Below are 24,874 nucleotides of genomic sequence, written 5' to 3'. Positions count from 1 at the left end.
GGGGAAACATGTCTTCACGCATGACCGTGAACGGCAAGACGCATGTCGTGCAGGCGGAGCCCGGGACGCCATTGCTCTACGTTCTCCGCAATGATCTCGGCCTCAACGGGCCGAAATTCGGCTGCGGTCTTGGGCAGTGCGGTGCCTGCACCGTTGTCATCGCCGGTGAAGCGGTGCGGTCCTGTTCGACGCCGCTCAGCGCCATCGGCGACGACAATGTGACGACGCTGGAAGGGCTGGGGTCGCAGGACAAGCCGCATCCGTTGCAGAAGGCGTTTCTTGCCGAGCAGGCCGCGCAGTGCGGTTATTGCAGCAATGGAATGATCATGGCGGCCAAAGCGCTGCTGGACCGCGAGCGCAGCCCGAGCGAGGACGTGATCAAGCAGACGCTGGCCGACCATCTGTGCCGCTGCGGCGTTCACAACCGCATTGTTCGCGCGGTGCGCCGTGCGGCAACGGAGCTTGCGCTATGAGAGCGACGGGTCTTTCGCGCCGTGAGTTCGGACAAGGGTTCGGCGTTCTCGTCGCTGCGTTTGCTATGTCGCCGCTGCGAACTTTCGGTCAGACGCCACAAAGCCTGCCGATGAGCCTGCGCGCCAATCGTCGGCTCGATGGCTGGATCCGGATTGAAGCTGATGGGACCGTCACCGTGTTCACTGGGAAAGCCGAGCTTGGCCAGGGCATCCTGACGTCCCTGGCCCAGATTGTCGCCGAAGAGCTGGATGTCGGCTTCGACAAGGTGCGGATGATCGGCGCCGATACGTCGCGCGGCCCGGATGAGCAATACACCTATGGCAGCCAGTCGGTCGAACAGAGCGGCGCTGCATTGCGCGTCGCGGGCGCCCAGGCGCGCGCCGTGCTGCTTGCGGCGGCGGCCAGCCGCTTCAATGCTCCGGTTGCGGATTTGAAGGTTGCGGATGGCGTGATCACGACCCGCGACGGGCGGTTGGCCTCCTACTGGGACATCGCGAAAGACGATGCGGGTGTGCTGTCGCGCGAGGTGACGGCTGACGCCATGCCGAAACGCGCCGGCGATCTCAAGATCGTCGGAAGCTCTGTGGCGCGCTCCGACCTCCCGGCGAAGCTGACGGCGGTGGCTTCCTACGTCCAGGACATTCGTCTTCCGGGCATGGTGTTCGGGCGGGTGATGCGGCCGCCGCATTATGGCGCAAAGCTGATTGCGACGGATCTTGCCGGCGTTCGGGCGATGCCCGGCGTCATCGCCGTGGTTCAGGACGGCAATTTTCTTGGTGTCGTGGCCGAGCGCGAGGAGCAGGCGATCGCCGCGCGGCAACGGCTGATCGAGGTGTCGCGCTGGAGCGACGGCGCAGCGTTGCCGGATGCGACGAAGCTGCGCGAGGAGCTGCAGCGCCTGCGCAGCGAAGATACCGTCATCGCGGCGAGTGGGCAGTCGGAGCCGCTGCCTGCCACGGCAAAACGCATCGCGGCAGTCTATACGCGCCCCTACTTGTCGCAGGGAACGATCGGGCCGTCGTGCGCGGTCGCCTGGCTGCGTGATGGTCACATGACGGTGTGGTCGCACACCCAGGGCGCCTATCCGCTGCGTGGCGATCTTGCAAAAGTGCTGGATATGCCGCTCAAGCAGGTCGACGTCGTGCACACGTCCGGCTCCGGTTGTTATGGCCACAACGGCGCCGACGATGCCGCGCTCGATGCCGCCTTGCTGGCGCGGGCGACCGCGGGGCGGCCGGTCAAGCTGCAATGGATGCGCGACGATGAATTCGGCTGGGCGCCGTTCGGCCCGGCCATGGCGATGCAGGCCGAAGCCGGTTTGTCTGCCGAGGGAAAGATCGTCGATTGGGCTTACGACGTCTGGAGCAACAGCCATGCGATGCGGCCCGGCCAATCCGGGGGCGTCAACCTGCTGGCGGCGTGGCACTCGGCGAAAGCCTATGGCCAGTCGCCGCCGCTGCGCATTCCGCAGCCGTATGGCGATGGCGATCGCAATGCTGTTCCATCCTATGAACTCGCGCGCAAGGAGATCAGGAATCATCTGCTGCTGGAAACGCCGATCCGCAACGGCTCGCTGCGCACGCTCGGAGCCCACGGCAACATCTTTGCCATTGAATCGTTCATGGATGAGCTGGCGCTGGCCGCCGGCGCCGATCCCGTCGCCTTTCGCCTCGCTCATCTGAAGGACCCGCGGGCCATTGCGGTTCTCGAAGCCGCGGCGCAAAGGGCGCAATGGAAGGCGGGGGTGGCTGGCGATGGCCGGCGCGGGCGCGGTGTGGCCTATTCCCGCTACAAGAACATCGGCACCTATGCCGCGGCGGTTCTCGATGTCGAGGTCGATCCGGACAGCGGCAGCATTCGCGTCCCGGCGGTCGTGATCGCAGTCGATGTCGGGCGCGTGATCAATCCCGATGGAGTCGTCAACCAGATCGAGGGCGGTCTGCTCCAGGGCATCAGCTTGACGATGAAGGAGCAGGTCACGTTCGACCGGCGCCAGATCACCTCGCGCGACTGGTCGAGCTATCCGATCCTGACGTTTCCCGAAATTCCCAAGGTCGAGGTCGTGCTGATTGACCGGCCGACGGAGGCCTCGCTGGGAGCAGGAGAGGGATCCCTCGGGCCAGCGTCCGCGGCGCTCGCCAACGCGTTCGCGCACGCGACCGGCCGTCGCTTGCGCGACCTGCCGATGACGCCGGATCGTGTGAAGCGCGCGCTGGCGTGAGTTCTTTGGCTGGCCGTATGATCTAGCCAGCCTCCATCTTGGCTGTGAAATCTTGGCTGTGAACTGTCAGGTTCGGATGCGTTGCGATGCAAGAGGCATGCGATGATTTGCGAAGGTGCGCGCTTCACGGCCATTGGAGAGTCTAGCTCATCAATTGATGAAAGAAAAAGTTTTCTCTAATAGCCCTAAGTGTGATCACAGTTTGCTCGGGCCTCAAAATTGTGACGGCTCGTCCGATATACAGTGTTGATGACCGATGTGTTCCAGGAGAACAACACCATCGGGTCCGCTCTGGGCAACAAGGCCGTTGCCATATATTGACGAGCCGGTCACAGTGCGATGCGAGTCCCCAGGTGGCCGGGGCAAGTGGGACTGCAATGGCGCAGCGGACGGCGAAAGAACGGCTTTCTGGCATCGTAACGGCGGTACAGGACGAGAAATTCCTGGCACGGCGCCTGGAGCTGGCGGAAACAGCACTCAATACGCTTGGTGAGCTCGGCTATGCGCGGACCAGTCTGCGCGAGATCGCGCAGAACTCGGAATTCACCCACGGCGTGTTTCACTACTACTTCACTGACAAGCTGGATCTGATCTGTTGCAGCGTGCGCCAGTACAAAACGCGCTGCGTCACCCGGTATGATCAGGTCACGGCGGAATCGAAAACCCGCGACGAGCTGTTGGAGGGCTTCACCCAGAAGCTCGGGGAGACGTTGCGGGACGAGGCTCCCATGCATCGTCTGTGGTACGACCTGCGGGCGCAGGCGCTGTTCGAGGACGGCTTCCGCAAGGATGTCGTCGAAATCGACCAGAGTCTGGAGGACATGGTGTGGCGTATTACGGTGCGTTACGCCGAGCTTGGTGGTACGACACCGACGGTGCAGTCGGCCGTCATGTACGCTCTGCTCGATGGGCTTTTCCAGCGGGCCTTGCTGAAGCATTTGTCGAATGATCGCCAGGCGGTCCCTGAACTGCTCAACCAGATAAAACAGTTGCTGCCGACGGTGTGTTAGAGCGTCTTCCAGCAAAGCGGACGCTGGCTCGCGTGAAGAAAACTCCCATGGCGTCTTATGCTCCACGCCCGTGGTGAGCCATGCGATTTTTTTGCGGAGATCGCGGTTGAAAACGCATGGTCCCCCGTTCGGTGGATGGACGTCGTCCCGCCTTGAGGCTCTGCTGCCACATGGAGGCGTCCGAGAGAGTGAGCTTCATCGCTCAAATGGGAGATGCGATCACGCGCGTCCCCTGCATAATCCAGCGAACCGGCCATCGTCATGCTTTAGCCGATTCGTTGCTTTCTCTCAGCTGGCATAAGCTCTCGATCGACGGTTGTTTGCATTTGAAGAGTATTGCGACGGAATTGTCCGGGGCCGCGTGGATTGAAGATGGATATTGATGCGCTCGCGACCTTTGTCGATGTGATGCGCCGCGGATCCTTCACCGCGGTGGCCAAGGATCAGAACATCGACCCCTCGTCGATTTCACGCGTGGTGTCCTCGCTCGAGGAAGAGCTCGGCGCGCGTCTGTTCTTCCGCAGCACGCGGCGTATCGTCCCCACCGAAGCCGGCAATGTCTTCTTCGAGAAGGTCAAGCCGATTGTCGAGCAGATGGAGCGCGCCAAGCACGCGGTGCAGGAGATCGGCAAGACTCCGGCGGGCGAATTGCGCGTCGCCACCTCGGTTGCGTTCGGAATGATGTGCGTGCTGCCACTGCTGCCGGAGTTCAAGCAGGCGCATCCGGACATCTCGGTGGATCTGATGCTGATCGACAGGACGCCGGATCTGGTGGCAGAACGGATTGATCTCGCGGTTCAGTTCGCGGAGCGGGAGAAGATCAGCTATCCGGCGACCAAGCTGTTCTCGACCAGCCACTCGGTGTGCGCCGGCCCGCAGTATCTCGAACAGGCCGGGCATCCGTTGCTTCCGGTCGATCTGAGCACCCGGCAATGTCTGTTGCTCGACACGGCGCGTGACGGTGAGCGCTGGACCTTCCGCCGCGACGACGAGGAGGCGCAGGTGCTCGTCAACGGCAATCTGAGGTTTTCGAGCGAACTGGCGGTCCGGCAATGTGCGCTCGCCAACATGGGGCCGGCGCTGCTGCCCGACTGGATGATCGGTGCGGACCTGGACGACGGCACGCTGGTGCGCGTGCTGCCGGACTATGCGGTCACAACCGGACCTTCGGATACGGCCGCCTGGATCATCTATCCGAGCACGGTCTACCAGCCGGCCAAGGCCGTCATATTCTCGAAATTCATGCAGTCCCGCCTGGACTTCGCGACTGAAACAGGCGCCGATCGTAACGGGCAGGCCCGCGCGTCGTAGCCGGCCAAAGCCGGCTTGCATTAGCCGGCCGATTTGCCTTTTATGGTCCCTCTTCAACCGGGGGACGCATGGCCGAACTGATTCGCGATATTACGCTCTGCATCCTGTTCGCATGGGCGCTGGGCCTTGCCGCGCATTTTCTGCGTCAGCCGCTGATTCTCGCTTATCTGGTCGCCGGCTTCATCATCGGGCCCTACGGCACCGGATGGGTGCACACCCGCGAATCCATCAACACCATCTCCGAACTCGGCCTGATCTTCATGCTGTTCATGATCGGGTTGGAAATCGACCTGAAGAAGATCGTCCGGGCCGGGCGGGTGATCCTGTTCGGGTCCGGCGGGCAATTGGTCGGCGGCTGCCTGCTCGGCATCGCCTTTTTCATGGCGATCGGGCTGCCGATGGGCAAGGGCGGTTTCGATGCGCTTTATCTCTGCATCGCCTGCGCGCTGAGCAGCACGGTCATTATCGTCAAGGTCTTGTACGAAAAGCGCGAGCTCGACACGTTGCCGGGGCGTATCACGCTCGGCATCCTGGTGCTGCAGGACATTTTCGCGATTCTGTTTCTTGCGGTGCAGCCGAGCCTCGACAACCTGCAGATTTCGATCGTGCTGCTGTCGATCGGTCGCGTCGTCGTGCTGGTCGCCGTCGCCCTGGTGCTGAGCCGTTATGTGTTGCCGCCGCTGTTTCACCGGGTGGCGCGGCGGCCGGAACTGGTGCTGCTCGGCGCGCTGGCGTGGTGTTTCCTGATCGGCGAGATCGCCGAAAAGCTGCATCTGTCGCGCGAGATGGGTTCGCTGGTGGCCGGCGTCTCGCTTTCGACCTTCCCCTATGCCCTTGACGTCACGGCCAAGGTCACGACGCTGCGTGATTTCTTCATCACGCTGTTCTTTGTCGCGCTCGGCATGACGATTCCGATTCCCAGCCTGTCGGTGGTCGGTTTTGCGCTGGTGATTGCGGCGTTCACGGTGGTGAGCCGACTGGTCACCACCTTCGTGCCCCTCTATTTGATGAAGCAGGGGCTGCGCGCCAGCCTGTTGCCGGCGCTTAATCTGGCGCAGATCAGCGAATTCTCGCTGGTGGTGATCCAGGTCGGCATCGCCGCCGGCCATCTCAGCACGGCGACTTCGAGTGCGGTATCGTTCGCCTTCGTGGTGCTGGCCGTGCTCTCCACCTTCATGATCACCCAGAGCGATCCGATCTGCCGCTGGTCGATTCCCTTGCTGAAGCGGATGGGACTGCGCGACCTCGACCACGTTGGCGTCGATGGCGAGGCTCATGGCGACGGCCATGGTGCCGGGCGGCGGATTGTGATCCTCGGCTTCTTCCGCTCTGCCAGTGCATTGCTCAGCGAGATCGAACGGCAGAATCCATCGCTGCTCGAACAGGTCAGTGTGGTCGATTTCAATCCGGTGGTGTTCAGCAACCTGAAGGCCCGTGGCCTCCATGTCATTTACGGCGATATCAGCAATGTCGACACACTGCTGCACGCCGGGATTGCCAGTGCCGAGATCATCATCCTGAGCGTGCCGGATTCGTTGCTGAAAGGCGCCAACAACGAGAAGCTGGTGCGCCATGTGCGGTCGCTGAATACGACCGCCAAGGTGATCGCGACGGCGGATTTCCTGTCCGACGTGCCCGATATCTATGCCGCGGGTGCAGACTACGTCACGGTGCCGCGGATCAGCGACGCCCGTGAACTCCTGAGCGCCATCGAAGCCGTCGACGACAGCCTGCTCGACGAGAAGAAGGCGGAGCTCGATCAACTGCTGGCCGAGCGGCGCGAGGTGCTGCCGTAGCAAAAGGATGGGCGATGCTGAACGACGCGAAGACGCTGGCGCATCACATCTCCGGAACTGGCCACGGGCTGAAGCCGTCACGCCGCGCGGCGCTGACACTGCTGCTTGGCGGATCCGTCGCCATGGTGGCCGGTGACGCGGATTGGTGTTTGGCCATGGCCGCGTCCGACGGTCTCGCGCGCAGCCGCCCCGAAGACCAGGGCATCGCGCCACGCGCCATCCTTGATTTTCTCGATGACGTCGACCGCCAGGGCTTTGAGCTGCACAGTTTCATGCTGTGGCGCAATGGCCATGTGGTGGCGGAGGGCTGGTGGTCGCCCTATCGGGCGGATCGCGTCCACATGATGCATTCGCTCACCAAGAGTGTCGCGGTGTGTGCCGTCGGACTCGCCATCGCCGAAGGGCGCTTCAATCTGCGGGACAAGGTGGTGTCGTTCTTTAGGGAGCACTTGCCCGACACCGTCGACGACAAGCTTGCAGCCATGACGGTCGAGGATCTGCTGACCATGCGGACCGGCCATGCGCATATGGTGTCGGGGTCGGTCTGGCGACCGATCAAGACCAGCTGGGTTGCGGAGTTCTTCAAGATTCCGGTCGTCTATCAGCCGGGCACCAAATGGGTCTACACCAGTGCGGCGACCTATCTGTTGTCCGCCATCGTCACCAAGGTCACCGGACAGCCGCTCGCCGATTATCTCAAGACGCGTCTGTTCGATCCGCTCGGCATCACCGGCTATCAGTGGCCAGTGGGGCCGGAGAACATCTCGCCGGGCGCGAACGGCCTGAGCTGGAAGACCGTCGACAGCCTCAAGCTCGGCATCCTGCATGCCCAGAACGGCCGCTGGAACGGCAAGCAGGTGCTGCCCGCGGACTGGGTGGCGGCGGTGCAGTCGCCGCATGTCAAGGATACCTATGGGTATCAATGGTGGCTCGGGCCGGACGGCGCATATTATGCCAATGGCCTGTTCAGCCAGCTCAGCTTCGTGTTTCCGAAGCATAACGCCGTGCTGGCGATCACGTCGGGCATCCCCGGCGGGGCGGGTTTCACCAAGCTGGTTTTCCAGCATACGCCCGCGATGCTGTCGGCTTCGGTCACAGCTCACAGCCGCGACGGAAAAGCCCTCGCGGCCCGGACAGCGAACCTGCGCCTGCTGCCGCAGCCAGCGCTCTCGTCATCGTCGGTGGTGCCGTATGTTTCGGCGAAAAAATATCAGTTTCCCGAGAATGCCGACGCGATCAAATCGGTCAGCCTCACGTTTGCGGACAAAGGCTGCCGCTTTGTGCTGGAGGACGATCGCGGCATCCACACCATCGAGGTCGGCCTTGGGCAGGCGGTGGAGGGCTCCACCACCATGACCGGCAACAAGCTGCACCACGAATATCAGCCCGATGTCATGCGTGTGATCGCCAGCGGTGCGTGGCGCGATACCAGAACCTTCGTGATGATCTGGGTGTTTGTCGAATCCGCGTTCCGCGACACCGTCGAATGCGTGTTCGAAGGACCACTGCTGCGCTTGAGCCGCAGTGTCAACGTCAATTCGGCGGCGCTCGATATGCCTGTTCTGGTCGGCAGGGCACAGGTTACGGGCGGCTGATTGAGCCGCCCGCTGCGGGCTGCGCTTACCGGCAGCGGCGCCACAGCCCGTCCGGACCGCGGAAATGAGTCCCGGGCTGACAGACGCCATCGTCGTTGTTATAAACGTCGTCGTTGCTTTCATAAGTGTCGGCGCGGAACGGTGCCGTCGCGATCGCGCCTGCGGTCTCGACCGCACCGCTTGCGATCGCGCCCGCCGTTCCGATCGCGCCGCCAACGACATCCGCCGGCCAGAAGCCGGGCTCGCGGCGTTCATAAACCGGGACTTCTTCGTACGTCGTGGTGGACCGGCGCGTCCTGTAGGGGCCGCGATAGCTGCCGTAGTTATCCTGATAAGTGTACGGGCCCGGCTCATAACGATGTTGCGGAGCTCTCGGGTAAAGCGAGTCTTCCGGCAGCAGCAGGTCTCCTGCCAGTGCTGGTGAGATCGCTAGCGTCGATAGCACTGCTGCAGCCGCCAAGTATTTCAATCTCGAGTAATTCAATCTCTGCTTCATTTGTCCTTGCATGGAATGCCTCCTGCATCATGACCACAGCGAGTTGAGCAGCAGGTCACGTCCGCTTTGCGTTCGGATTCGCGCAAAATCGTGCTCCCGGCGGGGAAACATTGCTCCCGCCGGCGACGAGTGTGGCTACCCGCGATGTCCCCAGCGTCTCTCTCCGACTGCCCCATACCAAAGTACTGGGGTCCGGCAGACCCAAGGTAGGGCGGGAGCTTTGCGGCCGTTTGGCGCACTATCGCGCTCAAGTTGCGCCCGCAAACGTGCGCGTCGTTGTCATGAACATGGGAGGAGCGCTTGATACGCCTGCTGCTGCTGTTGCCGTTCGTCGGCCTGATGATTGTGCCGTTCTACAACATCAAGGATCCGTCTCTGTTCGGCTTTCCCTTCTTCTATTGGTACCAGCTCGCCTGGGTGCCGCTGACCTCGCTCCTGACTTTCATCGTCTACAGGAGCACGCGCCATGACGGCTAATGTCGACAGCGCGGCTTTGACCGTTTTCATCGCCCTGTTCGTCCTGGTGACCGGCATGGGCTTCGTGGCGTCGCGATGGCGCAAGCCGGAGACGCTGGCCCATCTTGATGAATGGGGGCTCGGCGGTCGCAAGTTCGGCACCTGGATCACCTGGTTCCTGGTCGGTGGCGACTTCTACACCGCCTACACGGTGATCGCCGTTCCGGCGCTGGTCTATGCGGTCGGCGCCTACGGCTTTTTCGCGCTGCCCTACACCATCATCGTCTACCCGTTCGTGTTCGCGGTAATGCCGGTGCTGTGGAGAGTGGCGAAGGACAAGGGTTATGTCACCGCGGGCGACGTCGTTCGCGGCGCGTATGGATCGCGCAGTCTGGAGCTCGCGGTAGCGGCCACCGGCGTGCTCGCCACCATGCCGTACATCGCCTTGCAATTGATCGGCATGGAGGTCGCCATCAAGGCGCTGGGGCTGCACGGCGAGATTCCTCTGGTCCTCGCCTTCCTGGTGCTGGCGCTCTACACCTACTCGTCGGGGCTGCGTGCGCCGGCGCTGATCGCTTTCGTCAAGGACATCATGATCTATATCGTGGTGATTGCCGCGATCGCGATCGTGCCGTCGAAACTCGGCGGTTATGGTGCGATCTTCACCGCGGCCGATACCGCGTTCAAAGCCAAGGGATCGGGCGGCATTCTGCTGTCGCCGGCGCAGATCTTCCCCTATGCGTCGCTGGCGCTGGGCTCGGCGCTTGCGGCCTTCATGTATCCGCACACGCTGACCGGGATCTTCGCGTCGTCAGGCGAGAACACCATTCGCAAGAATGCCATCCTGCTGCCCGCCTATACCTTGCTGCTCGGGCTGCTCGCGCTGCTGGGCTATATGGGCCATGCCGCCGGCCTCAAACTCGCCAGCAACAATGATGTGGTGCCGGAATTGTTCAAGACGCTGTTTCCGGGCTGGTTCGCCGGCTTTGCGTTCGCGGCGATCGCAATCGGGGCCCTGGTTCCGGCTGCGGTGATGAGCATCGGCGCGGCCAATCTGTTCACCCGCAACTTCTGGAAAGTCTGGATCAATCCGGCCGTCACGCCGGCGGGTGAGGCCAAGGTCGCCAAGAACACCTCGATGCTGGTGAAGGTCGGCGCGCTGCTCGCCATCCTGCTGATGCCGACACAATTCGCGCTCGATCTGCAGTTGCTTGGCGGTCTGTGGATCCTGCAGACGCTGCCGGCATTGGTGTTCGGCCTGTACCTGAACTGGTTCTCCAGCAAGGCGCTGCTGGTCGGCTGGGCGGTCGGGCTGGTCGGTGGCTCGGTGCTGGCCTGGTCCGATGGACTGAAGCCGCTGCACACCATCGACTTCGGGATGGGCAGCATCGCCATCTACACCGGGCTGCTGGCGCTGGCGGCCAATATCGTGGTGGCGGTGGTGGTCAACCTCGCGCTCCGCGGCCTGCAACAGACGGGCCCGGCTAAGAGTCCGGCCTAAATTAGCCATCTGTGGCGGCGCCCGGCCTCTCCGGTCGCCGCCACAGGCCATCCGGCATTGCAAAGCCGGCCTAAAGCCAGTTTAAGGCCGGCAAGAGGGTGTATAAATCCACGCCCCAGGAAGCCTTGACGAGGATGTTTTGCAGGGGTGGTTTGTCCTAGCGATTGCAGCGGCGTACGTGACCACGCTGTTCCTGATCGCCTGGTGGGGCGATCGCCGGAGCGTGAACGGCCCGCTGGTGTCGCCGGGATCCTGGGTCGCCGCGGTCGGCTATTGCCTGACACTGGCGGTCTACAACACCTCCTGGAGCTTCTACGGCTCGGTGGGCCGTGCCGCAGGTAGCGGCCTCGATTTCATCACGATCTATGTCGGCCCGACATTGGTGCTGATATTTGGCCAGCGGATTTTGTCCAAGGTGATCGCGATCGCCAAGGCGCAAAACGTCACCTCGATTTCCGACTTCATCGCCGCGCGTTATGGCAAAAGCCAGTCACTCGCCGCGCTGGTAACGCTGGCGTCGCTGCTCGGGGTGCTGCCCTATATCGCGCTGCAGCTGAAGGCGGTCGGCAAGAGCTTTGATTATCTGGTGCTGCTGCCGGGACCGGCCGGCGGCGAGGCGCTGCGGTTCTGGCAGGATTCGGCCTTCGGCGTCGCGGCGTCGATGGCGCTGTTCGCGATCGTCTTCGGCGTGCGGCACATCAATGCCAGCGAACACCATCGCGGCCTGATGCTGGCGATCGCGTTCGAAAGCGTCGTCAAGCTGGTCGCGTTCCTGGTGGTCGCGCTGTTCGTGCTGTTCGGCATGTCCGGTGGAGTGTCCGGGCTCTGGGCGCAGCTGCAATCCGATCCACAGCTCGGCAAGGTGTTCACGTTCGACCTCAGCCAGCCGGTCTGGCTGTCGAACATCATCATCTCGGCGATTGCCTTCCTCTGCCTGCCGCAGGCGTTCCATGTCGCCATTGTCGAGAACGAGACGCCGGGACACACCCGTGTCGCCGCCTGGCTTTATCCGGTTTATCTCGCGTTTTTCAGCCTGCTGATCCTGCCGGTCGCGGTGGCGGGAATGGCCATGTTCGGGTCGGTGACGGATCCCGACAGTTACGTCATCGCGCTGCCGATTGTCGCGAACGCGAAAGCCGTCAGCCTGATTGCATTCCTCGGTGGTTTGTCGGCGGCAACCGGCATGGTGATCATGACATCGGTGGCGCTGAGCACCATGCTGTGCAACGATGTCATCATGCCGTTGTTGCTGCGCTGGCGCTTCCTTGGCCGGCGCGCGGAGACCTGGTCGGTGTCCTCGGCGCTGGTGACGGTGCGACGGCTCTCGATTGTCGGCATTCTGCTGCTGGCCTATCTGATGCACCGCCTGGTCAACCAGGCTTACCCGTTGACGGTGATCGGGCTGCTTTCGTTTGTCGCCGTGGCGCAGTTCGGGCCGGCTTTCATCGGCGGGCTGTTCTGGACACGTGCCAACAAAATCGGCGCATCCGTCGGGATCGCGGTGGGCTTCCTGGTATGGGGCTACACGCTGCTGCTCCCGTCTGCGGCGCCGCTGTGGCCCGCGGCCGACCGGATCGTGCGCGATGGCTTGTGGCAACTCGCCTGGCTCAGGCCCGATGCGCTGTTCGGCTTCGACAACCTCGATCCGATCTCGCACGCCACCTTGTGGAGCCTGAGCGCCAATGTGATCTGTTTTGTGGCGCTGTCGCTGTTCGGCAAGCAATCGGCGGTCGAGCGCAACCAGGCGTCCGCCTTCACCCATGGCGCCCCGCACGAGATATCGTCAATGCTGTCGTCACGGGTCGTGGTGCGGTTTGACGATCTGCGCTCGCTGGCCATCCGCTTTGTCGGCGCCGAACGCGGTGCGGCCCAGTTCGACAGCTACATCGCGGCGCGCCGGTCCGGACGCGGTCCGCGTTTCGACCAGTCCGGCCTGGTCGACCTTGATTCGATTCGCTTCACGGAACACCTTCTGGCTGGCGCGATCGGGGCGGCGTCGGCGCGGGTGGTGATCGCGGCGTCCTTGGAAGGACATTCGCTGTCGCGGCGCGCGGCCATGGCGATGCTCGACGAGGCCTCCGAGGCGCTCCGCTTCAACCGCCGCCTGCTGCAGGGCGTGCTGGAGAGCGTGCCGCAGGGCATCTGTGCATTCGATGCCGACTTCAACATCTCGGCCTGGAACGGCCGCTTCATCGAGCTGCTGGATCTTCCGCGCGACCTCGTGCACGTCGGTTGGCCGCTCGCCGAACTGATCCAGTTCAATGTCGGCCGCGACGAATACGGGGAGGCCGAATTCGCGGCCCTATTGGTCAATCGCGATGTCTCGATCCAGACCTGGCCCTATGTCTACGAGCGCAAGCGGCCGGATGGGACCGTGCTGGAGATCGCCTACGATCGCATTGCCGAGGGCGGTTATGTCTCGACCTATACCGATGTAACGGAGCGCTATCGCGCGGCGGAAGCCTTGCGCCGGGCCAATGAAGATCTCGAGCAGCGCGTTCATGAGCGGACCGACGCCCTGGAGCGGGCCAAGGCGGAGGCCGAACAGGCCAATCTCGGCAAGACCCGGTTTCTCGCCGCCGCCAGCCACGATCTGCTGCAGCCGCTGAACGCGGCGCGCCTGTTCTTGTCGGCGCTCGATGAGAGCTTGCAGTCGATGCCGGCGTCCGGCGGGCAATCCCCCCGCGACAAGGAGCGGATGCTGACCGACAGCGCGATTACGGCGCTGCGGTCCACCGAGCATGTGCTGGATACGCTGCTCGACATCTCGTCTTACGATTCCGGCGCGGTGCATGCGGATCTCGTCGACTTCCCGATCGCGGATGTGCTGGCCCAGCTCACGGTCGAATTCTCGGCCCTGGCGCGGGAGCGCGGACTGACATTGCGTGTGGTGACATGCGGCGCCGACGTGCGCAGCGATCCGCATCTGTTGCGGCGAATCCTGCAGAACCTGCTCTCGAATGCGGTCCGTTATACGCCGCGGGGCGATATCCTGCTGGGATGCCGACGTCACGGCGCGGAGCTGCGCCTCGAAGTGTGGGATACCGGCGTGGGAATCGCCCCGGAATATCAGCAGAAGATCTTCGAGGAATTCCAGCGCCTCGCGCCGGGCGCCGGATCGGACAAGGGCTCAGGCCTTGGCCTTGCGATCGTGGATCGGATCAGCCGGCTGCTCGGCCATGCGGTCGACGTTCGCTCGCGCCCCGGCCGGGGATCCTGCTTTGCCGTCACGGTGCCGCTGGCGCAGGGACCCGGCGTCGCACTGAAACCTGCGCCGGCCCAGGAGAATCCATCGGCCGCCATGAAGCCGCTGACCATCCTGTGTCTCGACAACGACGTCACCATCCTGCAGGGACTGACGGCGCTGCTCGAGGGATGGGGGCACCGTGTGATCACCGCCGTGGATGCCCGCACCGCGCTTGCCGCAGCGGCTGCGAACCGGCCGGACGTCGCGCTGGTCGACTATCATATCGACGGCGTCCGTACCGGCATGGATTTTCTCGACGATCTCAGGCAGATGCTGGGGCAGACATCCGGTGCAGGTTTTCCTGGGCTGCTGGTCACCGGCGACCGCAGCGAGGACGTCCGCAAGGCGGCGCAGGCGCGCGGTTGCGGAATTCTGCTGAAACCGGTCAAGCCGGCGGCGCTGCGGAGATTCCTGAGCGGTGCGGCGCTTCGCGGGCAATTGACGACAGATCAGGATGATGACGCGGCATGACCACACGTATCGTCATTGGTGACGACCATCCTTTGGTGCAGGCCGCCCTTCGCACGGGGCTGTCCACCGCCTTGCCCGATCTCGACATCGTGGCGTGTCATTCCCTCGACGAGGTTCTGGCCGTGCTGTCCGCGCGCCCCGACGAGATCGACCTGGTGCTGTGGGATCTCAACATGCCGGGCATCCAGGGATTTACCGGACTGTTCATGATGCTCGCGCAGTTTCCGACAGTCCCGGTTGCGATCATCTCGGCAAAGCAGGATGCGACCACCATCCGCCGCGCCATCGCCTATGGTGCCTCCGGTTATATCCCGAAGTCGCTCAGCCTTCCGGCGATGGCCGATGCCGTCACGCGGATCCTTGCTGGCGAAATCTGGATGCCGCCGAATATCGGCGGCCGCGGATCGCTCCAGAGCTCCGACCTCGAATTGGCGTCGCGGCTGGCGTCGCTGTCGGCACAGCAACTGCGCATTCTCAGCATGATCGTGGCCGGCAGGCTCAACAAGCAGATCGCCAACGACCTCAACATCGCCGAGCAGACGGTCAAGGGCCACGTCTCGGTGATTTTGCGCAAGCTCGGCGTGGGCTCGCGAACCCAGGCGGCGGTGCTGGCGGAACGTCTGTCGGGCGGCGGCGACGCGTCATAGGGGCGACGCGCCAGACTTTCCGATCATTCGCGCGGAATCACGTCAGGGACGACCGAGCATTCAAGCACGTGTTAAAGTCCAATTCCTTAGATGGATGGCACGTGTGAGTGCGTGGTCTCCTCCGATCGGAGGACGGCCCGATGAGTCGTGCAACTGCCGCAGTCGCGGCCTCGTGACTGAACCAGCGCCAACCAAGCCCCGACGAATGCTCGGCTGGTTCCACGCGCAATCACATCATCGGTCAGGAGCACCCATGACAGAGCAGATCCTCGTCCGCAGTCGAAAAGGCGGATGTCGTCTCTGCGCCCCGCGAAGCGAAGGGCACTTCTTCGACATCACCGGTTCGGTGGGGCGTCACGGACGAAATCAGTATGACGATGTGCGGAGAATCCAGGCGGCCTTGAATTCAGAGAAGGTGACGGATGGCGGACCGATGCCGAGGCTGGCGCTGAACGGGATCTGCGACCAGGACACCATTGCCGCGATTGAGAACTATCAAAGGCACCAGAAAATCGGGCGCGCTGACGGTCGCGTCGACCCGAATGGCGCGACCATGAAGGCGCTCAACCGGATGCCGAAACCGACAGCGGCGGTGAACGACGCATTCATTGCCAAAATCGGCGGCCTGCTGCCGAAAGCCCGTCGCTGGACGGAGAGCGCTCAGCTCAAGATCGACATGGCGATCGAGTACGCCCGAAAAGGCAAGCTCGACCGGCATGACCCATTTCCCGCCCTGCACGATATCGGCAAGCGGGAAATGGACCTGTTCAACAAATATTTTCATGCCGACAAGGTGTCGCAGCACATGCGCCTGCATCAGTTGCAGTCGGTCCGCAACATCTACGGTTCGATGCAGACGGTGTTGACCGGTTCGCTGCTCGAGGCACCGATGTTCGGGTGGGGCGTCGGCCATTTCCAGCCGGACCCGATGGACGGAACGGCGGCATCGGATAAATACGCCGCCTACACCTTCTATGGCGGCTGGCACCAGCGGCGACGCGACGGCACGCCGCGGTTGTCCGGGGACGACAATTATGCGGGCCCGCGCAGATTGCGCCAGGACACGATTTTCTTCGCCGTATCGGGCTTGTTGGGCACCGCGGACAATGAGCTGATCCTGACCATCATCCACGAGCTCGCCCATTTTGTCGGGCCGCCCGTCAACAGCAGCGCCCGGATCGGCGATCATACCTACGACACCCACGCCAATTTTCTGAAGGTCAGCAACTGGACCGCGCTGCGGACCGCCGATCTCTACGCCTATTTTGCCGCCGAAGCGGCTCTGAAGAACATCACGATCCCGCTAAGCTGAGTGAACGCCACTGGATACCTGGATCGGGCGGCATTTCTTGCGGGGCTTCTAGAACCGGTAATTGATCCCGGCCTTGAGCACGTGGCTGTTGATATCGGTACGACGGGCCCCGAACGCCGAGGTTGATTTTACATCGGGCGTATTGATGTAGTTGTACTCGACCCTGGCGGAGAGTCCGCCGCCGAAACCCTGCTCGATGCCGCCGCCGAGCAGATAGCCGCTTTTCCATGAGCTGCTGCCGGAGAGGCCGTCTGTGGGCGCGAACTTGGTTACTGCGAGACCCGCCGTGCCGTAAAGCAGGGTCTGACCGAAGGTCAGGCCGCCTCTCGCCTTGAGCGCGCCGCGCCAGGTTTCTTCCAGCGTTCCGCCAAACACCCTGTGTTCGGTGCCGCCGAGATAAGAGCCTTCGATTTCCGCGCCCAGCACGGCCACGCCCATCTGGTACATGTAGCCGGCCTGCAGGCCAGCGGCGAGGCCGTTGCGGCCAGCGAACGGGTTCGGCATGCCGGTGAACGACAGCCCGCCATGTGCGCCGACGTAGAAGCCGCTCCATGCGAACACCGGCGGCACGTAATAAGCGGGAGCCTTGTTATAACCGTAGTAGTCACCAGCGCGCGCCAGGCGCGCACCGCACATGGCAAGCGCGGCAATGACGGCCACAAGGACCAGGGCTTTTCGCGACAACATCGCTTCACTCCAGACTGCACGTGCCCAGCCGTTCGCACCTGTCGGGTCGAACGCGGCATGTGGATTGAGGTCAGAAGCGTGCGGTCAATGGCAGCCACGCTTCGGTTCGATGTCTTGCGGCAAGTGTCCGAAAGACCTGACCCATTGTGCGTGCGAGGATTGCGGGGACATTGTCGGCGATAGGAAACCGGCGTTTTTTCGGATATTTTTCAGTGTGTTATGCGTTTGGTTTTGACGAGTTGTTAACCGTCAGCCCCGGCGGGGATGCGATCTGATCGCGCTCCGGCAGCACGATGCGGAAGCAGGCGCCGCCCGTTGGAGGCGTTGTCACCGAAATCTCGCCGCCGTGGCGGCGAACGATATCTCGCACCAGATTGAGGCCTAGACCGGCGCCGCGATCCTGCGGTTGCAGGCGATAGAACGGCGCGAAGATGTTGTCGCGTTCCGTGTCGGGGATGCCCGGACCCTCGTCGGCGACTTCGATCATGCCGCCGCGTTCGACCCGGATCGTGATTGTGCCACGGCGTCCGGCATGTTCGATGGCGTTCTGCACCAGGTTGGTGACGGCGCGGCCCAGCGCGCCGGGATCGCCCGTCACGCTCACGCCGTGCTGCCGAATGTCCAGCGACAGCTCATAGCCGGTCGCGATCGCCAGCGGTGCGAGGTCGGCCGCGATGCGCTGGCAGAGGTCACCCAGATCGACGTCGCTGAAATTGTCGTTGGTGCGCTCGAGCCGTTGCATGTCGAGCAACTGTTCGGCGAGGGTGGCAATCCGGTTCGCATCCAGCATCAGGCGGGTGCGGATTGGGCCCGGCTCCAGGATCTCCAGCCGGGTCTGCAGGATGGCGATCGGGGTGCGCAGCTCGTGGGCGGCATCGCTGAGGAAGCGCTGATGTTGCTCATAACCTTCGTCCAGGCGCTGCAGCGCGCCGTTGATCGCCTGTACCAACGGGCCGACTTCCGTCGGGATGCTGTCGATTGACAGCCGTGCGCCGCGGCGGTCGACGTCGATTTGCTCGGCATGGGCGGCCACGGTGGCCAGCCCGGAAAAAGCCCGGCTGACGATGATCGGAATGGCGATCAGGGCGATCAGCGCCAGCAGCACCAGGATCGGGATCATCAGCAACTGCGATAACAGCACGATGACGAACGTCATTCCGACCATCTCGCCATTGCCGGCGATGATGGTGAAGGGGCCTGCGGCGGTTTCGGCGGAGCGCACCGCTGCCGACAGGTCGTACGGCGGGGTGGCGTCACGGATATCGGAAAAGCTGATCCGGCCGAGCACGCCCACCAGCGATCGGTAGGCATCGGGCATCCGGCCGTCGGAGAGCAATTCGCCGCTGGCGCCGCGGGCGACGAACCAGATGTTCGGGGCATCCTCTTTCAGCTTGCGCATCTCCGCATTGTCCGCCAGCGACAGCCTGCCGTCGGGCAGGCGCTGGATGGCGCGGCCGATCACCTCGATGGCGTCAGTATCCATATACTGGCCGCCGAGATCGGCGCGGATCAGCTGCATCACGAGGTAGGCGGTCAGCGCGGTCAGGATGGCGTATTGGAGCGCAAGCAGTTGCCAGACCAATCGCCGCTTCAGCGAGCCGCGCTGGAATAATTTCATTATTCCGAGGCTTTCAGCAGATAGCCGACGCCGCGGATGTTGTGGATTTCGATGCTGGCGCCGGCCGCGTCGAGTTTGCGGCGCAGCCGGGAAATATGCGAGTCGAGTGCGTTGGACTGGATCTCGTCGTCGAAACTGTAGACCGCTTCTTCCAGCACCGTGCGCAGAACGGTGCGGCCATGCCGGCGCACCAGGGTTTCCAGCACCAGCAGTTCACGCCGTCGCAGCTCCACCGGCTCTCCATTGATGGTGATGTCGCGGCTGGCAAAATTGAACGTGAGTTTGCCCACCCGCGCCTGCGTCGGCGCCATGGCGGAGGGGCGCCGCAGCACCGCGCGCAACCTGGCCAGCAGCTCTTCGAGCGCGAACGGTTTGGCCAGATAATCGTCGGCGCCGGCGTTGAGGCCAAGCACCCGGTCGCTGACCTCGCCACGCGCGGTGAGCACGATGACTGGCACGCCTGAACGCCGCGAGCGCAGGTAGGGCACGAGGCTCAAGCCGTCGCCGTCGGGCAACTGGCGGTCGAGGATAATCGCATCGTGCACGGGCTCGGCGATGGCCTCGCGCGCCAGATCCAGCGAGAATACATGGTCGACCACCACATCGAACTTCAGCAGCGCCGCACTCAGCGCCGCCGCCATTTCAGCTTCATCTTCCACCAGCAGCAGGCGCATGTCGGGATTCCGTTCGAATGTCTGATTTTTGCATTGTGCCCCCGAGGATTGCGTGAATATTGCACGTCGATATTGAAGATGCAGGCGAGATGACGCACAACAGTGCTGGAATCGTTGCAAATCGGCAACATTGTCCGCGTTCTGAGGACAGATTGCGGTTTTGTCGCAGCCGCTGGTGATGTTAGAAGGCCCGCGCTGCAAAGGAGTTGAGTTTGGCGAAATCGAAAGTAAAGACGGCTGTTGCGCGCGCGGGAACCAAACCGAAATCCGTCGTCGCGAAAATGCCGGCTGTGCGCGTGGCGACGACCGGCAAGGCGAGCGCAGTCAAGGCTGCGAAACCCGCCAAGGTCGCCCCTGTGAAGCCGGTGGAGGCTGCCAAGCCTGCTGTAAACAAGGCTGCTGTAAACAAGGCTGTTGTGGACAAGGCTGTTGTAAAGAAGGCTGCCGTAAAGGCCGTCAAGACTGTGACCAAAACCGTGAGCAAGGCTGTGACGAAGACCCCGACGACCGCTGCTGCAAAAGCCGCAAAGCCTGTGACTGTCGTAAATCCCGAAAATCCTCCAGTTGTGGCAAAGGCTGTGTCCGCCGCTCCGGCGCCGGCCGCGGCGAAGGAGAGCGCGCCACGCCTGCCGCTGACGCTGCCGAAGCGTGAGGCCGACCAACCCAAGGAGCAATCCAAGGACCAGTCAAAGACTCAGGGGGCGGACCAGGCCGCGGCTCAAGCAGCCGCTCCGCCGCCCAGTGTCATCAAACCGGCACCAAAACCAGCGCCGGCTCACGGCGGAAAGCAGCAGCCACGCGCCGACATTCCGCCGGCGACGGGCTTCACGCTGGTGGTGGATGGGCATTTCAAGAATCAATATGACGACGCCAAGGCGGCAAAATCCGCAGGCACCGAACTGCTCGGGAAATTTCCGATGCTACGCGTCGAAATCTACGACGCTGCGCATAAGACGCGCACGCCGGTCTGACCGGCGCAAGAATCAGCTCAAGACCGGCTCAAGACTTTCAGTTCGATGCCGTCGGCGTGACGTCCCGCATTGAGGCCAGTTCAAACAGCAGGAATGTTTCGACCACGATCGAGCGTTCGGCCAATAGCCGGCTGGAAAAGCCGGCATGCCGCGTCAGCGTTGCGAACAGCTCGAGATCGCTGTCGGATGACAGCAGCAGATACATTTTCCCTTTGGGCTTCAGGCGCGTGCGCGCCTGCGCGAACAGCGGCGCAATGGTGCAATAGTTCGGCCCGGCGTGCCAGGCACGATCGGCCACGTTGAGAGGCTCGCCCGCGAATGACGGCGGGCTGGAAATGATGACGTCGAAACGGTCGCTGGGTGGGACCGCGGCGAACAGATCCGATTCCAGTGCAGTTACCTTGTCGGCGAAGCCGTTGTCGACGGCATTTTTCTGTGCGGCGGCGACGGCCGCGGGGTTGAGAGCGAGCAGGTGCGCGGCTCGGGCCTTCGCGGCTGACAGCGCCAGGATTCCGGATCCGGTACCGACCTCGACCACGCTTTTGTTGCGCAGATCCAGGTTCTGGACGAAGTCCGCGAAGAACTTGCTGGTCAGGAACAGCTTTGGATGAAACACGGTCGGCGGCACCGTCAGCCGCAGCCCCGACACGGTTGTGGTCGACGTGCTGCCGCGGTTGAGAATGAAGTGGAACGAGAAGAAGTGCACCAGCTTGCGAAACAGAGACCGGGGCAGGCTGTAGCTTGTTGGACTCTTGAAATCGCCGATGGTCAGGATTCGCTCGGCCTGGCGGTCAGTGAAACCTGACATTCCGCACCTCGAAATCAGCTGGCGTGAAAAGGGCGCATCCAGAACGGATGCCGTGCCACTCGCTTATCCAAAGTCGGCATTCTCACAATAGTTCCCCGCGAATCGTTATCCGCTTGCACACATGCGCGCGAACATCACAGGCGGCTTGCAACCGCTGGATGAATTGTGCGCTGCGGCTCAGGCCGGACGCGAACGCGGAGTCCGGCTCAGCGCCGCGAATACGGCGACGCCGAACAGCAACGCGCCAGCCAGCGCCGTCAGCGCGGCGGGAAGCGACCAGTGTGCCACCACCAGGCCGATTACGGCCTGCAGCACGGCCGTGCCGAAGAAGAACGAGAGATTGACCGCGGACAGCGCCTTTCCCGTATCCTGGCTCGGCACCGCCTGTCGCGTCATGGCGTAGAGCAGCGGCTGGGACGAATTGAAGATGCCGATCGCCGCCAGCAGAATGGTATCGACGCCGACGCTGACATAGGGGATGCCAAGCGCTGTCGACAGCGGACCTCCGGGACTTCCCGCGGCCAGCACCATCAGCGTGAGCGCGGTCAGGATATGGGTCGTGATCACGAGAACGCGCCGATGTCCCAGCCGCCGGTCGAGGATTCCGATCAGCATCGGCCCTACGATCAGCGCCAGCGTGAACACCAACAGGATCTGACCGGCCTGGATCCTGGACTGGCCCTTGATGTCCATCAGCCAGGGCCCACCCCAGACGCCACGCATGATCATGAAGATGGCCACCGAGAAAAATGCGAGGATGACGACGCCGCGCAGGTCACGTGACAGTCCCAGCTTGAACACGCCCATGGCCTCATTGGCGATGCCGCGCGTTTCCTGCGGGCGCGCGACATCGCGCTGCACGACGATGAGGACCGCAGCGGCAATGCACGCCGACAGCGCACCGGAGAGCCAGAAGCCGCCGCGCCAGCCATAATTCTCGACCAGCCAGGCCAGCGGACTGGCGGAGAGGATCATCCCGGAGTTGCCGAGGCTGAGAATGATACCTGTCCACAGGCCGAACTTCGCCGACGGGAGGCGCCGCGCCGCGTAGGTGAGCGGGCACAGCAGCATGCCCGAGGTCGAGAATCCGAGCACGATCTGCGCCAGGCAGAATTCGAGCGGCGTACGCGCCATCGCGGCGAACGCCGCGCCGATCACGGTCGCCAGCAGCAATGCGATGGAGACGGTGCGGACGCTGAAGCGGTCGAGCGCGACGCCGAGCGGGATCTGGCCCGCGGCGAACGCGAAATGATAGGCGCCCGCCAGCGAACCGACACTTGCCGCATTGACCTGCAGATCGGCCGCGATCAGGTCGATCGATACCGCGGGCAGGGTGCGAATCAAGTTGGACAGCATGTGGCCGCACGCCAGCACCACGATCGGCGCGATCAGTTTGAGACCAGCAGTCGGATGCTGCTCGGAGGGCGCTAACATGGGCTCGCGATGACAGGGAGGGATCGGGTTCAAGAGGCCTTATGGCCCAGGTCGGGGTCTGCTGAAAGCGCATCCCGGACTGTGAGCCATGCATCAAAGCGGGGCGGGATCCGATTGGAAAAGGTGCTTTTTGGCTGTCTTGGCGCATCGAATGACCGGGGCACGATAGCGGCTCGGGTTTGCTCCAACTAGCGTTGTGGCTTGTCCTCAACACGGAGACGAACGATGCGTGCCGAAGATATTTTACCCGACGGTGTCGACCAGGCCGAGTATGATGGCGTAACCGTGCGAAAGGGCTCGATCGCTGCATTTCTGGCCAACGCCGTCGTGCTCACCGATGCCAATGCGACCGCTGAAGCGCGTGCCGCTGCCGAGCGCGATATGATCACGGCGATGCCGGTGCTGCATGCGGTGGGATTGTTCGACGTTCTTGCACCGCGCAATCCCTTGGTCCGCGCCATCGTCGACGCGCACAAGCCCTAGTCTTGTCGCGATAGCCGCAGCTTGACGATTTTGCTCGCGGAGCTATCCGCATCATCGGTCTCGACCGCTTTGTCCGCGCCCGCGATATCATCGAAATAGCGGGATGGCGTGGTGCCGAGCATGCGTTTGAACATGGCAATGAAGGCGCTGATGCTTTCATAGCCGAGGTCGAGGGCTATCGTGGTAACGGAATCGCCTGACGCCAACCGTCGCAGTGCCATGCTCACATGCAGTTGCTGTCGCCACTGGCCGAATGACAGTCCGGTTTCGCTCTGGAACAGGCGGGTCAGCGTCCTGTTGCTGGCGCCGACCCGTGCGCCCCATTCGCCAAGGCTGAAACGCAGCGAAGGATCCTCGATCAGCGCTTCCACCAGCCGCAGCAACCGCCGGTCAACCGGCATCGGCAAATGCAGCGGTTCTTCCGGAGCGGCCTGCAGTTCGTCGAGCAGGACCGACACCAGCCGCGTCTCGCGCGTATCGCCCTGGGGATAGAGATGAGGCGTGGTGATGAAACGGGACAGCAATTCGCGCAGCAGCGGCTGGATGAACACGATGCCGCATTCGGCGCGCGAGCCGGTGGTGATGCCGGGTTCGACATAGAGACAGCCGACCGACACCGGGCCGGAGTCACGTGCGGTATGCATCGCCCCGCCGGGAATCCAGATCGCGCAGTTCGGCGGCACGGTCCAGATGCCGGAACCGGCCTCGACCGTGAGCGCGCCCTTGCGCACCCACAACAGCTGCGCCTTGCGGTGGGCGTGCGGAGCGGTTTCTCCGACCTCGCCCGCAAATTCGATGGACAGGCCGACCACCGGGCGGGGGATGTGATCGGGATCGGGACGGGTTGTATCGCTCATGTCCGTGTTGGCCCGCGTACCGGCGGCGGAGGGTGTTCAGCTGTTCGGCCGACAGGCCTTGAGAAAAAATGCGAGGCCGGATTCGATTTCCCGCTCCATCGCCTCATCCGTCATGTCGGCCAGTCCGAGTACGGCGCGCAGCGGCAGCTCGCCGCGCACCAGGCTGAGGAATTGCGTCGCGGTTGTCATCGAGTCGTCGAAGTCGATGAGATCCTGCGCCTTGGCCTCGTCGAGAAAGCGGGCTAGCCGTCGGATCGTCGCTTGTGGTCCGCTTTCGTAGAACAGCCGCCCGAGTTCGGGAAAGCGGCCGCTTTCATTGGCGATGATGCGGACGAAGGCAACGTCCTTTCGTCTGACGAAGGCGTCGACATATTGCCACGCGAAGCGTCGCAGCGCCGGCAGGAAGCCGTCCGACAAATCAGGCTGCGGCAAGTGACGCTGCATGCCCTCGCATTCCGCCACGATCAGGGAGGCGAACAGCGCCTCCTTGCTCGGGAAATATGCGTAAAGGGTTGCCTTCGATACGCCGGCGGCTTTCGCCACCGCTTCCATGCTGGTCGCGGAAAATCCCTGATCGAGAAACAATTGCCGGGCGGCGCGGGTGACCGTCTCCATCTTTCGGCCGGTCGGCGCAGATTTCGGGACCGCAGCCGCGATTGCTTCACTCAATTGCATCCTCCATCGCGGTCGAATCGTTGCGTCCACCTCAACGCACCATGACGCCAGCCAACAACTTGAAACAACAAACGTTCGAGCCGGGAAGTCTGGCTTCGAGACCTTCACCGACGTGCTTTGTAACAAAACT

At 63.1% G+C, this 24,874-nt stretch carries 21 protein-coding genes; 13 read left to right on the top strand and 8 right to left on the bottom strand.

What is annotated here, in order from left to right; all coding sequences use genetic code 11:
- Positions 1–8 precede the first annotated feature (8 nt).
- The 6 genes from RS897_RS01370 (at position 9) to RS897_RS01345 (ending at position 8,407) form a co-directional block, all read left to right on the top strand.
- The gene (locus RS897_RS01370) at positions 9–473 is read left to right on the top strand and encodes a (2Fe-2S)-binding protein (protein WP_315834830.1); all 465 of its coding nucleotides are present in this window, start codon (positions 9–11) and stop codon (positions 471–473) included.
- Positions 470–2,695, top strand: a complete 2,226-nt coding sequence (locus RS897_RS01365; RefSeq protein WP_315834829.1) for a xanthine dehydrogenase family protein molybdopterin-binding subunit — start codon at positions 470–472, stop codon at positions 2,693–2,695. Before RS897_RS01370 ends, RS897_RS01365 begins: the two co-directional genes overlap by 4 nt.
- Positions 2,696–3,072: 377 nt before the next feature.
- The gene (locus RS897_RS01360; protein WP_315834828.1) at positions 3,073–3,705 is read left to right on the top strand and encodes a TetR/AcrR family transcriptional regulator; all 633 of its coding nucleotides are present in this window, start codon (positions 3,073–3,075) and stop codon (positions 3,703–3,705) included.
- Positions 3,706–4,077: 372 nt separating this feature from the next.
- Positions 4,078–5,016 carry a LysR family transcriptional regulator gene (locus RS897_RS01355; protein WP_315834827.1) on the top strand — a complete coding sequence of 313 codons (939 nt, stop codon included), beginning with the start codon at positions 4,078–4,080 and terminating at the stop codon, positions 5,014–5,016.
- A gap of 68 nt (positions 5,017–5,084) precedes the next feature.
- Positions 5,085–6,812 carry a cation:proton antiporter gene (locus RS897_RS01350; protein ID WP_315834826.1) on the top strand — a complete coding sequence of 576 codons (1,728 nt, stop codon included), beginning with the start codon at positions 5,085–5,087 and terminating at the stop codon, positions 6,810–6,812.
- 14 nt (positions 6,813–6,826) lie between these two features.
- A complete protein-coding gene (locus RS897_RS01345) occupies positions 6,827–8,407 on the top strand; it encodes a serine hydrolase domain-containing protein (RefSeq protein ID WP_315834825.1) in 1,581 nt (526 codons plus the stop codon).
- Positions 8,408–8,432: 25 nt separating this feature from the next.
- Here RS897_RS01345 and RS897_RS01340 read toward each other — a convergent pair whose 3' ends face one another.
- Positions 8,433–8,915, bottom strand: a complete 483-nt coding sequence (locus RS897_RS01340; protein WP_315834824.1) for a hypothetical protein — start codon at positions 8,913–8,915, stop codon at positions 8,433–8,435.
- Positions 8,916–9,242: 327 nt separating this feature from the next.
- Between RS897_RS01340 and RS897_RS01335 the strand changes: the two genes are divergently transcribed.
- From RS897_RS01335 to RS897_RS01315, 5 genes are all read left to right on the top strand, one after another.
- Positions 9,243–9,380, top strand: a complete 138-nt coding sequence (locus RS897_RS01335) for a DUF3311 domain-containing protein (protein ID WP_315838943.1) — start codon at positions 9,243–9,245, stop codon at positions 9,378–9,380.
- Complete coding sequence (gene mctP / locus RS897_RS01330; RefSeq protein ID WP_315834823.1) at positions 9,370–10,860, top strand: monocarboxylate uptake permease MctP; 1,491 nt, start codon at positions 9,370–9,372, stop codon at positions 10,858–10,860. The genes RS897_RS01335 and mctP overlap by 11 nt, the downstream gene beginning before the upstream one ends.
- 178 nt (positions 10,861–11,038) lie before the next feature.
- A complete protein-coding gene (locus tag RS897_RS01325) occupies positions 11,039–14,578 on the top strand; it encodes a hybrid sensor histidine kinase/response regulator (protein WP_407654409.1) in 3,540 nt (1,179 codons plus the stop codon).
- Entirely contained in the window at positions 14,575–15,225 is a 651-nt protein-coding gene (locus RS897_RS01320) for a response regulator (protein ID WP_315834821.1), read from the top strand. The genes RS897_RS01325 and RS897_RS01320 overlap by 4 nt, the downstream gene beginning before the upstream one ends.
- A gap of 253 nt (positions 15,226–15,478) precedes the next feature.
- Positions 15,479–16,537, top strand: coding sequence for a peptidoglycan-binding protein (locus tag RS897_RS01315; protein ID WP_315834820.1), 1,059 nt, complete (start codon positions 15,479–15,481; stop codon positions 16,535–16,537).
- A 48-nt stretch (positions 16,538–16,585) separates the two neighbouring features.
- On the opposite strand, the gene RS897_RS01310 is transcribed toward RS897_RS01315, so the two are convergent.
- The 3 genes from RS897_RS01310 to RS897_RS01300 all read right to left on the bottom strand — a co-directional run bounded on the left by RS897_RS01310 (position 16,586) and on the right by RS897_RS01300 (position 19,516).
- Positions 16,586–17,224 carry an outer membrane protein gene (locus RS897_RS01310; RefSeq protein WP_315834819.1) on the bottom strand — a complete coding sequence of 213 codons (639 nt, stop codon included), beginning with the start codon at positions 17,222–17,224 and terminating at the stop codon, positions 16,586–16,588.
- Between the two features lie 217 nt (positions 17,225–17,441).
- On the bottom strand, positions 17,442–18,842 hold the full coding sequence (locus RS897_RS01305; RefSeq protein ID WP_315834818.1) for a sensor histidine kinase: 1,401 nt from the start codon (positions 18,840–18,842) through the stop codon (positions 17,442–17,444).
- The gene (locus RS897_RS01300) at positions 18,842–19,516 is read right to left on the bottom strand and encodes a response regulator (RefSeq protein ID WP_315834817.1); all 675 of its coding nucleotides are present in this window, start codon (positions 19,514–19,516) and stop codon (positions 18,842–18,844) included. The genes RS897_RS01305 and RS897_RS01300 overlap by 1 nt, the downstream gene beginning before the upstream one ends.
- Before the next feature lie 212 nt (positions 19,517–19,728).
- Between RS897_RS01300 and RS897_RS01295 the strand changes: the two genes are divergently transcribed.
- The gene (locus RS897_RS01295) at positions 19,729–20,487 is read left to right on the top strand and encodes a hypothetical protein (protein WP_315834816.1); all 759 of its coding nucleotides are present in this window, start codon (positions 19,729–19,731) and stop codon (positions 20,485–20,487) included.
- 37 nt (positions 20,488–20,524) lie between these two features.
- Here RS897_RS01295 and RS897_RS01290 read toward each other — a convergent pair whose 3' ends face one another.
- Both RS897_RS01290 and RS897_RS01285 read right to left on the bottom strand, forming a co-directional pair.
- Positions 20,525–21,295, bottom strand: a complete 771-nt coding sequence (locus RS897_RS01290) for a methyltransferase (protein WP_315834815.1) — start codon at positions 21,293–21,295, stop codon at positions 20,525–20,527.
- 177 nt (positions 21,296–21,472) lie between these two features.
- On the bottom strand, positions 21,473–22,729 hold the full coding sequence (locus RS897_RS01285; protein ID WP_315834814.1) for an MFS transporter: 1,257 nt from the start codon (positions 22,727–22,729) through the stop codon (positions 21,473–21,475).
- A gap of 225 nt (positions 22,730–22,954) precedes the next feature.
- Here RS897_RS01285 and RS897_RS01280 point away from each other — a divergent pair, with 225 nt between their 5' ends.
- Complete coding sequence (locus RS897_RS01280; RefSeq protein WP_315834813.1) at positions 22,955–23,212, top strand: hypothetical protein; 258 nt, start codon at positions 22,955–22,957, stop codon at positions 23,210–23,212.
- On the opposite strand, the gene RS897_RS01275 is transcribed toward RS897_RS01280, so the two are convergent.
- Together RS897_RS01275 and RS897_RS01270 are read right to left on the bottom strand one after the other, a co-directional pair.
- Positions 23,209–24,069 carry an AraC family transcriptional regulator gene (locus RS897_RS01275; RefSeq protein ID WP_315834812.1) on the bottom strand — a complete coding sequence of 287 codons (861 nt, stop codon included), beginning with the start codon at positions 24,067–24,069 and terminating at the stop codon, positions 23,209–23,211. The two genes, RS897_RS01280 and RS897_RS01275, sit on opposite strands and share 4 nt — an antisense overlap.
- A 36-nt stretch (positions 24,070–24,105) precedes the next feature.
- Entirely contained in the window at positions 24,106–24,744 is a 639-nt protein-coding gene (locus RS897_RS01270) for a TetR/AcrR family transcriptional regulator (RefSeq protein ID WP_407654607.1), read from the bottom strand.
- Positions 24,745–24,874 lie beyond the last annotated feature (130 nt).

The sequence above is a fragment of the Bradyrhizobium prioriisuperbiae genome (assembly GCF_032397745.1).
Classification (GTDB): domain Bacteria; phylum Pseudomonadota; class Alphaproteobacteria; order Rhizobiales; family Xanthobacteraceae; genus Bradyrhizobium_A; species Bradyrhizobium_A prioriisuperbiae.
The sequence above is the reverse complement of the archived record's forward strand: the minus strand, read 5'-3'. Positions and strand labels throughout refer to the sequence as shown.

Excerpts from the sequence above, each read along its gene's own strand:
- RS897_RS01320 (WP_315834821.1), top strand. The coding sequence starts at position 14,575 with ATGACCACACGTATCGTCATTGGTGACGACCATCCTTTGGTGCAGGCC.
- mctP (WP_315834823.1), top strand. The coding sequence starts at position 9,370 with ATGACGGCTAATGTCGACAGCGCGGCTTTGACCGTTTTCATCGCCCTG.
- RS897_RS01310 (WP_315834819.1), bottom strand. The coding sequence starts at position 17,224 with ATGTTGTCGCGAAAAGCCCTGGTCCTTGTGGCCGTCATTGCCGCGCTT.
- RS897_RS01270 (WP_407654607.1), bottom strand. The coding sequence starts at position 24,744 with ATGCAATTGAGTGAAGCAATCGCGGCTGCGGTCCCGAAATCTGCGCCG.
- RS897_RS01315 (WP_315834820.1), top strand. The coding sequence starts at position 15,479 with ATGACAGAGCAGATCCTCGTCCGCAGTCGAAAAGGCGGATGTCGTCTC.
- RS897_RS01350 (WP_315834826.1), top strand. The coding sequence starts at position 5,085 with ATGGCCGAACTGATTCGCGATATTACGCTCTGCATCCTGTTCGCATGG.
- RS897_RS01305 (WP_315834818.1), bottom strand. The coding sequence starts at position 18,842 with ATGAAATTATTCCAGCGCGGCTCGCTGAAGCGGCGATTGGTCTGGCAA.
- RS897_RS01340 (WP_315834824.1), bottom strand. The coding sequence starts at position 8,915 with ATGCAAGGACAAATGAAGCAGAGATTGAATTACTCGAGATTGAAATAC.
- RS897_RS01290 (WP_315834815.1), bottom strand. The coding sequence starts at position 21,295 with ATGTCAGGTTTCACTGACCGCCAGGCCGAGCGAATCCTGACCATCGGC.
- RS897_RS01365 (WP_315834829.1), top strand. The coding sequence starts at position 470 with ATGAGAGCGACGGGTCTTTCGCGCCGTGAGTTCGGACAAGGGTTCGGC.
- RS897_RS01355 (WP_315834827.1), top strand. The coding sequence starts at position 4,078 with ATGGATATTGATGCGCTCGCGACCTTTGTCGATGTGATGCGCCGCGGA.
- RS897_RS01360 (WP_315834828.1), top strand. The coding sequence starts at position 3,073 with ATGGCGCAGCGGACGGCGAAAGAACGGCTTTCTGGCATCGTAACGGCG.
- RS897_RS01285 (WP_315834814.1), bottom strand. The coding sequence starts at position 22,729 with ATGTTAGCGCCCTCCGAGCAGCATCCGACTGCTGGTCTCAAACTGATC.
- RS897_RS01370 (WP_315834830.1), top strand. The coding sequence starts at position 9 with ATGTCTTCACGCATGACCGTGAACGGCAAGACGCATGTCGTGCAGGCG.
- RS897_RS01280 (WP_315834813.1), top strand. The coding sequence starts at position 22,955 with ATGCGTGCCGAAGATATTTTACCCGACGGTGTCGACCAGGCCGAGTAT.
- RS897_RS01300 (WP_315834817.1), bottom strand. The coding sequence starts at position 19,516 with ATGCGCCTGCTGCTGGTGGAAGATGAAGCTGAAATGGCGGCGGCGCTG.
- RS897_RS01345 (WP_315834825.1), top strand. The coding sequence starts at position 6,827 with ATGCTGAACGACGCGAAGACGCTGGCGCATCACATCTCCGGAACTGGC.
- RS897_RS01335 (WP_315838943.1), top strand. The coding sequence starts at position 9,243 with ATGATTGTGCCGTTCTACAACATCAAGGATCCGTCTCTGTTCGGCTTT.
- RS897_RS01275 (WP_315834812.1), bottom strand. The coding sequence starts at position 24,069 with ATGAGCGATACAACCCGTCCCGATCCCGATCACATCCCCCGCCCGGTG.